Annotated in this window: 7 protein-coding genes; 6 read left to right on the top strand and 1 reads right to left on the bottom strand. The window is 56.9% G+C overall.

Annotated elements, in window-relative coordinates:
- Positions 1-284: 284 nt before the first annotated feature.
- The 6 genes from Q7O19_RS09485 (at position 285) to Q7O19_RS09510 (ending at position 6,636) form a co-directional block, all read left to right on the top strand.
- Positions 285-1,577: a site-specific integrase gene (locus tag Q7O19_RS09485; protein ID WP_303810166.1), complete on the top strand. Its 1,293-nt coding sequence runs from the start codon at positions 285-287 to the stop codon at positions 1,575-1,577.
- A complete protein-coding gene (locus Q7O19_RS09490) occupies positions 1,574-2,080 on the top strand; it encodes a hypothetical protein (protein ID WP_303810167.1) in 507 nt (168 codons plus the stop codon). The genes Q7O19_RS09485 and Q7O19_RS09490 overlap by 4 nt, the downstream gene beginning before the upstream one ends.
- A 70-nt stretch (positions 2,081-2,150) precedes the next feature.
- Positions 2,151-2,393 carry an AlpA family transcriptional regulator gene (locus tag Q7O19_RS09495; RefSeq protein WP_303810169.1) on the top strand — a complete coding sequence of 81 codons (243 nt, stop codon included), beginning with the start codon at positions 2,151-2,153 and terminating at the stop codon, positions 2,391-2,393.
- A 104-nt stretch (positions 2,394-2,497) separates the two neighbouring features.
- Positions 2,498-4,531: an AAA family ATPase gene (locus Q7O19_RS09500; RefSeq protein WP_303810171.1), complete on the top strand. Its 2,034-nt coding sequence runs from the start codon at positions 2,498-2,500 to the stop codon at positions 4,529-4,531.
- Positions 4,532-4,855: 324 nt separating this feature from the next.
- Positions 4,856-5,242 (top strand): hypothetical protein, encoded by a 387-nt coding sequence (locus Q7O19_RS09505; protein ID WP_303810173.1) that lies wholly within the window; start codon positions 4,856-4,858, stop codon positions 5,240-5,242.
- Between the two features lie 20 nt (positions 5,243-5,262).
- Complete coding sequence (locus Q7O19_RS09510) at positions 5,263-6,636, top strand: hypothetical protein (RefSeq protein ID WP_303810175.1); 1,374 nt, start codon at positions 5,263-5,265, stop codon at positions 6,634-6,636.
- A 156-nt stretch (positions 6,637-6,792) separates the two neighbouring features.
- Here Q7O19_RS09510 and Q7O19_RS09515 read toward each other — a convergent pair.
- Positions 6,793-7,482, bottom strand: a 690-nt coding sequence (locus tag Q7O19_RS09515; RefSeq protein ID WP_303810176.1) for a PD-(D/E)XK nuclease family protein, incomplete at its 5' end; no start/stop codon positions are given.

A 7,482-nucleotide genomic window follows, 5' to 3' on the forward strand; every position in this document is an offset into this window, starting at 1 on the left:
TGCCTAGCAGGCACCGATGCAGGGTACCGTTTTGGGCCGATCGACTAGAGTGTTGATTTTCAAAATAATATTGGTGGACGCACCAGGGCTCGAACCTGGGACCCGCTGATTAAGAGTTAAAATTCTTGGGCTAACAGGGCGTCACAGTGTAAAACTATCTGACAATTACAAGCCCATGCTATGCATTGTATTTTTGCCATTTTTCTCTATTGTTCGTTCCGGCAACGTAACAGGCATTATCGCCCATGTTTGTTACGTATCGTGTTACGTATGGAGGTTGAGGCATGGCAAGGAAGCTGACCGCAAAGCAGGTGGAAAACGTCAAGCCTAACCCGGACAAGGTTCTGGAGATCGCGGACGGTGAAGGCCTCTATCTGGTGGTGCAGCGAAGCGGCACTAAGTCATGGGCGTTCCGCTATCGGTTTGGCGGCAAGGGCTACAACATGACCCTTGGCCGTGAGAAGCAAATGACCTTGAAAGAGGCGCGGGCCGTTGCCGACGAGGCGCGGGAAAAAGTGCTTCGCGGTGTGAACCCGCTAACCGAACAGCGGGCGGCAAAGCAGGACAAGGCCAACGCCGACGCCGACCGGCGCAACAAGTTGGACAAGCTTGTGAGAGAGTATCACCGTCGCGACCTGGCCAAGCTTAAATCAGGTGAACAGGTGAAGGGCTTTCTTGAACGGGTTGTTCTGAACCCTTGGGAGGTGAAGGGCATCAAGCACGAGGGATGGGCGGACAGAGACATTTACGACATCGCGAAGCGCGACATTCGGGATCTTGTGCGCCGCATTGAAGATTCTGGACGGTTGACGACTGCCAACCGTGTGTTGGCGCACCTTCATGCATTTCTGAACTGGTGCGTTGCAGAAGACATCATCGCCGCCAATCCGGCCACGGGCATCCAGACCATGCTCGACGAGAAGCCGCGCGACCGGGTGCTGTCAGACGTGGAGATCAAACTGTTCTGGCTGGCGTGTGAGGCCGTTGGCCAGCCGTTTGGGCCGCTGTTCAAAATGCTGTTGCTGACTGGCCAGCGGCGCGGCGAAGTGGCCGGGATGACGCAAAGCGAGATCAACGGTTCAGTTTGGCACTTGGATAGTAAACGGACCAAGAATGCGCGCGCCCATGATGTGCCGCTGTCATCTGCCGCCTTGGCCGTTCTAGAATCTGTGGACGTGGTGCTAAGCCCCAGAAACGACCGCTACATCTTCACCACGACCGGCAAGACGCAGGTGAGTGGCTTTTCGAAGTCCCATGCTGCCGTTCATGGCAAGATGGTGGAAATTGCTGAGCAGGACGCCGGCGAAGACGTCCCAATCGAGATCAAGCCCTGGCGATTGCATGACTTGCGCCGCACTTGCGCGACGGGACTTGCTAGCCTTCGTATTCCGGTGCGGGTGACAGAGGCGGTCCTAAATCACGTTAGCGGCACGGCAGGGGGCATCGTGTCTGTTTATCAGCGACACGACTACGCCGACGAGAAGCGCGAGGCGCTGGAGGCGTGGGGCAACTACGTCATGCGGCTGGTGCAAGGCGGGGCGGACAACGTGGTGCAGATCAAGGGGGCGGTGTCGTGAACGGGAACCGAGATCAACTCTTTGAACGCTTGGAAGCTGCACGTGTTCTGCACACCCAGCATCAAAAACACGGAGCGATTGCCGCGCTACTAGCCGTTATCGATTATTTGGAGGATGAAGGGGCCATGCCTGGCCATATCCTGCCACTTAGATGGCTTGGGTATGAGTTTACGCAAGATGACGTTGGCAAGCCTCTGTTTAAAGCTGGCCAAGATGCAATCGCTGCCGCCGCAGTCGACTTGTTATTGCAGAGCGGCCTGTCGCAGGACGACGCGTGCAATCGTGTTGCGCGCGCAACAGGGGGTGTAATAACGGGCTCCCAGTTGAAAACGCTGCGCAAGAACTTTTTGGGCCACCGCCAGAGGCCAGAGGCTATAAAGCAATACGAGCAAGCCACGAAGGCAATGACCGGGGTTCTAAGGGATATGTCCCCAGACGTATCAGGATGGGAAACCGTGGTGATGAAAATGGTCGCCCACACATTTGGAAAGCCAAAAGTGTAATAGGCCCCTTTGCATTACACCCAACATTGCTTTCTATGAGGTTCCACCCTGTTAGCACATGAGGTGGACCGTGACAGAAAAGCTATTACCCGCAAAAGCCGTCATCGATATGTTTGGCGTATCGCATATGACGTTGTGGCGCTGGATGAAAGATGAAGGCGTCGCCTTCCCCAAGCCTAAGCTTGTGATTAACCGTCGCCGCTACTGGGACGCCGCCGATATCGACGCGTATAGCAAGCGGGGCCAAGTGCAAAACGCTGTTAAGGCTGCGCCGCCAAAGATCAAGGACGCCGCCAAAATCGCCACCGCATAACAAAACCCGCACCGGTGGGATTACCGATGCGGGTTATAAAAGCGTAGAGGCTTTGATCTCGTATACTGTCTGTCCCCTGCTGGTGCAAGCCATGAGGCTTTGCCATGCATCAAGATATAGCCAAGATCCTAGGCGGTCCGTTCATTCCGCCACATCCGCATGAGCCCGATCCGCCAGAGGTGCAACTTGCTGACGCTATGAAGGCGGCAGGGATAGAGCCGCCGGCTAGGATCCTGCTGGATGGCAAGCTGCGCCGCTTCGATATAGGCAGGAAAGGCGACAAGTCTGGCTGGCTTATCGGATTCTCTGACGGCATTCCGGCTGGTCGCTTTGGTGACTGGAAAAACGGCATAGACAAAACGTGGTGCGCCGATTTTGGCCGCGCCTTGTCGCCGGTAGAGCAAGCCCAGCACGCAAGCCGCATGGCTGAGGCAAAAAAGGCGCGTGATGAAGCGAAGGACCGGTTGAGCGAAGCGGTGGCAGGCGTTGCTGAAACGATTTGGGAATGCGCAAAGTCTGCCGGCCCAGATCATCCCTATTTGGCCCGCAAAGGCGTGGCACCGCACGGCGTACGCGTCACCGACGACGGGCGATTGATGGTGCCGCTATACACGTCGGAGGGGGTGCTGGCGTCGGTGCAATATATCAACGGCGAGGGTGGCAAGCGGTTTCATTCTGGCGCCCAGACTAAAGACTGCTGGTGGATAATAGGCGAGGCGGAACAACCTGGCCCATTGTTCATTGCCGAAGGTTTCGCGACCGCTGCCACCATTGTCGAGGTGATGAACCGCCCATGTGTGGTGGCATTCAACGCCAGTAACCTGCCGTCCGTAGCAAAGGCTTTGCGAGCCAAGCATGGGCGGTCACAAGAACTGGTGATCGTTGCCGATAATGATGAGCATGGCGTGGGCCGCAAATATGCCGACAAGGCGGCATCACTCGGCGGCGCACGCGTTGTTATACCGCCGACGTCTGGGCAGGACGCCAACGACTATCGCGCTGCAGGCGGGGATCTGCGGGCGCTGTTGGAAGCGCCGGCGATTGCAGGCAACAAGGCCAAGCCTTCAAAGGAATTCCACTTCGTCCGCGCCGGCGATCTGTCGATCAAAAAGCCCGAATATCTAATTGATGAGCTGCTAGAGACAGACGCGTTGTCAAATATGTTTGGCGCCCCTGGCGACGGCAAAAGCTTTATTGCGCTTGAAATGGCACTTTGCATCGCCACAGGCACGCCGTTTCATGGGCGGGCGGTCAAGCAAGGCCCGGTGTTCATCATTGTTGGCGAAGGCATCGGCGGTCTCGCGCGCCGCATGGCTGCATGGTCAAAGGCAAGGGGCGTTTCCATCAAAGTCGCGCCTTTGTTCTTGTCCAGTCGGCCAGCACAATTCAACGATGGGGACAGCGCAAAGAAGGTGGTGGAAGCGGTTCACGCCATGGCCGCACAGTATGGCGCGCCCGCGCTTATCGAGATCGACACGCTAGCGCGAAACTTTGGGCCGGGTGATGAAAATCAAACAAAAGATATGGTGTCATTCGTTGCCGCTATCGATAACCTAAAAGCTGAATTCCCGGGCTGCGCTGCAATGATCGTTCATCATTCGGGGCATGCCGATAAGGACCGTGCTAGAGGTTCAATAGCGCTTAAAGCTTCCCTTGAAGGTGAATACAGGATTCAGAAAGATAATTCTATTATAAAGCTTACATGCACCCGAATGAAGGATGGGCCATTGCCGCCGCCGATTACATTTGAGTTGAAGGATGTAGAAATAGAAGACGGGATATCCAGCGCCGTGCTGGTCCAAACCGATGCGCCAGTCAAGAAAGAGCGCTTAAACAACGGCCAGCGTGTCGCACTTCATGCGTTCACGGATGCAGCGACTCAAAGCGACCAGTTTGATGATGACGGGCAATTCATCGGCATTACCGAAAAGCCTTGGCGTGAAGTCTTTTGCAAATGGTATGCGGCCGCCAACCCGGACATGAAGCCCGAAAGCGTTAGTCGGATGTTCCGCCGCCTTCGTGCTGACCTTGTTCAGCTAGGCCGTGTTAGCAACCATGGCGATTTGTTCATGGTAACGGACCCCGGTGACCTTGCAGCCATTACGCTGCGCGCTAGGCAACCGGGCAAAGCGGACTAATCCGGACAATCGCCGGATTAGTCCGAGTGCAGAAGCGGATCAAAGCCGGACGGACAGGACACACGCCTATAAGGCGTGTCCATTGTCCGGCATCCGACTGGGGCTGATGTGTCTTTTGTCAGGGAGTAAACCCGGCCAGCCGGTACGTGCATGGCGACTATGTTTTTCTGCCCGATGATGGCGATCTAGTCCGGCTAATGCGGCGGAGCGCCTGATAATGTATCAAAGGGCCAATTTGTATAACATATTGATAACAGTGGAATATGTGGCGTCCAGTATGGCAATAGTGTAGTATACGTATCATCACACGGATAAAGGGCCCACATGACCGATGATAGCCGCCACATAGCAGGGCCACAGAGGCAAGCCCGGACCCGGCTTGGCAACGGCACAAGCCCGATTGCCAATGTGGATGGGCGGACACATGGCGGCCGGCGCTTCCGGGAACTGGCGGCTGATCTTGCGCACCATTTGGGTGGTAGCCCGACGCCACCGCAACAGGCGATCATCCAGCGCGCAGCGGCGCTTATCATCTGGTGCGAAGGGCAAGAGACGGCGCTGGCCAATGGCGCTGACTTTGATGTAGCCGCCTTCACCACTGCCGCAAATAGCTTGCGTCGTCTGCTGGCGGATCTGGGGTTGGATCGCCGGCTTAAGGACGTGACGCCAAGTCTAGAGCAGTTCTTGGCCGCAAAGTTGGCGGAGCAATGAGCGTCACTATCCGAGACGCAATGACGGATCCAGCACTGTTCGGTGGCGTTTTTGGTAGCGATAGGTTCGCGGCATGGCGGGCGCTGCTGGCTGGCTTTCATGGGCTGGCACTTGATGATGGCGAGGCTGTCACCTTCAATGCGCTTACAGGCCGCCAGAATGCCCCTCAGAGCGCGTTTGATGAGCTTTGGCTGGTTATGGGCCGGCGCGGCGGCAAGACCCATATCAGCGCCTTGCTAGCCGTCTTTGAGGCGCTATTCCGCGATCATCGCGCCAAGCTTTCCCCTGGCGAAGTGGCAACAGTTCTGGTGATAGCAGCCGACCGCCCGCAGGCCCGCACCGCCATGCGCTACGTGCGCGGATTGATCGAAGGCAACCCGATGTTTGCCAAGATGCTGACCCGCGAGACGGAAACGACACTAGAGTTTAGCAACAGGGCGGCAATAGAGATTGGCACCGCGTCTTTCCGGTCCGTGCGCGGCTATACGCTGGCTGCCGTCATCGCTGATGAGATTGCCTTTTGGCATTCGGACGGTGCCAATCCGGATCGAGAGATTATTCAAGCCCTGAGGCCGGCGCTGGCCACACTGGGCGGCAAGCTGCTGGCGTTGTCATCGCCCTACGCCAAGCGTGGGGCGCTTTGGGATGCTTACCGGCGAAGCTTTGCCAATGATGCAGAATGCCGGGTGCTGGTGGCACAAGCGCCAACTCTGACAATGAACCCGTCAATCGCAGCTGACGTTGTTGAGCGGGCGTTGGCTAATGATCCAGAGGCGGCACGGGCGGAATATCTGGCCGAGTTCCGCAGCGGCATTGCCGCCTTTCTGGACGCTGAACTGTTGGCAGGCTGCATGAGGCCAAAGCCGCTGGAGCTGCCGCCATCCACTGGTATCACCTATCACGCATTCGTGGACCCTGCCGGCGGCGGCGCTGATGAGTTCACACTTTCCATTGCTCACCGTGAGAATGATGAAGCAGTTATAGACCTTGTGCGAGGCCGCAGGGGATCTCCAGCCGATGCCGTGGCCGAATTTGCCGGTGTCCTGAAGGGTTACGGCATCAAGCGGGTTACTGGCGACCGATACGCTGGCCGGTGGCCGCGTGATGAGTTTCAGAAGCACAGCATTGCCTATGAGGTCGCGGAATTGGACAGATCCGGGCTGTATTTGGAATTGCTGGCCGCGCTCAATTCTGGCCGGGTGCAGTTGCCGCCTTGTGAGACCGTGAAGCGCCAGCTTGCCGGGTTGGAACGCCGCACTAGCCGCACTGGCCGTGACGCCATCGACCATGCACCCGGTGGCCATGATGACCGCGCAAATGCCGTAGCCGGCGCGATTGCAACTATGCCGAGGCGCCACGACAAAGTTCAACTTATACAACTCTTGGGTGTTTGAACGGCAAACCTCTGCTGCCATACGACGGCACATTCAGGAACCCGGCGATGTTGCGACCCATCTTGCGTTGAAGCTAGAAGCTGAGAACCGGGGCAGTTTTTGCGCAGCGACCATGCTGAAAAAATGGAACCTGCAATCGCGTCGAACTGGCAGTCGTCATTCCAGCGCCGAACGTTCTTCAAAGTAACGACAATTGTCGCAGTCTGAGCCCCTCTGGGGCATTTCATCTGCGCGGAAGCACTCCATGGCCTCGATGACCTTCGCATCGACCCAGCTGTCATCGCCTTCATATGTGATCAGGGTTGTCGTAAAGTGCATGACGCCCTCGGTGCCAGAAGCATAAAACCCGCCTTGCTTGCTGCCATTGACGTACAGGAAGTAGCCGGTTTTGCTTACTAGTTGGCCGGCCTGCCTGAAGAGCCACTGGTAGATTTCCATCTGGCGCTTGTAGCCTTCGCCCCAGCCAACATCGATTGATGGCTCGCCCTGCTTAGAGGTGCTTTTGTAATCGACGATGTGCAGTTCACCTGTGTCCAGGTTCTCCCAAACGTCATCCACCGCGCCGAACACCTCAGCGCCGCATGCATGCTGAATGCGGATGCCTTTGAAGTTGTTACGCCATAGCTCGATGTCAGAGTGCTCGAAGGCCCTGACATTCAGTCCATATTTCTGCCAAACTGCATGGGCCACATCCTGTCCACGGATGGCATCGAATTCGTTCTTGAGCAGCGCATCAGTCGCTACTGCAAGCGTGAGTGGTACAATCGACGGTTGCTTCAATCCCAGCTTGCGCTGCTGGTAAAAGCACCGCGGGCAGCGGATGAATTGGTCAAGGGCCGAACGGGA

Origin of the sequence: Sandarakinorhabdus limnophila DSM 17366, assembly GCF_945882885.1 — a bacterium.
Classification (GTDB): Bacteria; Pseudomonadota; Alphaproteobacteria; order Sphingomonadales; family Sphingomonadaceae; genus Sandarakinorhabdus; species Sandarakinorhabdus limnophila_A.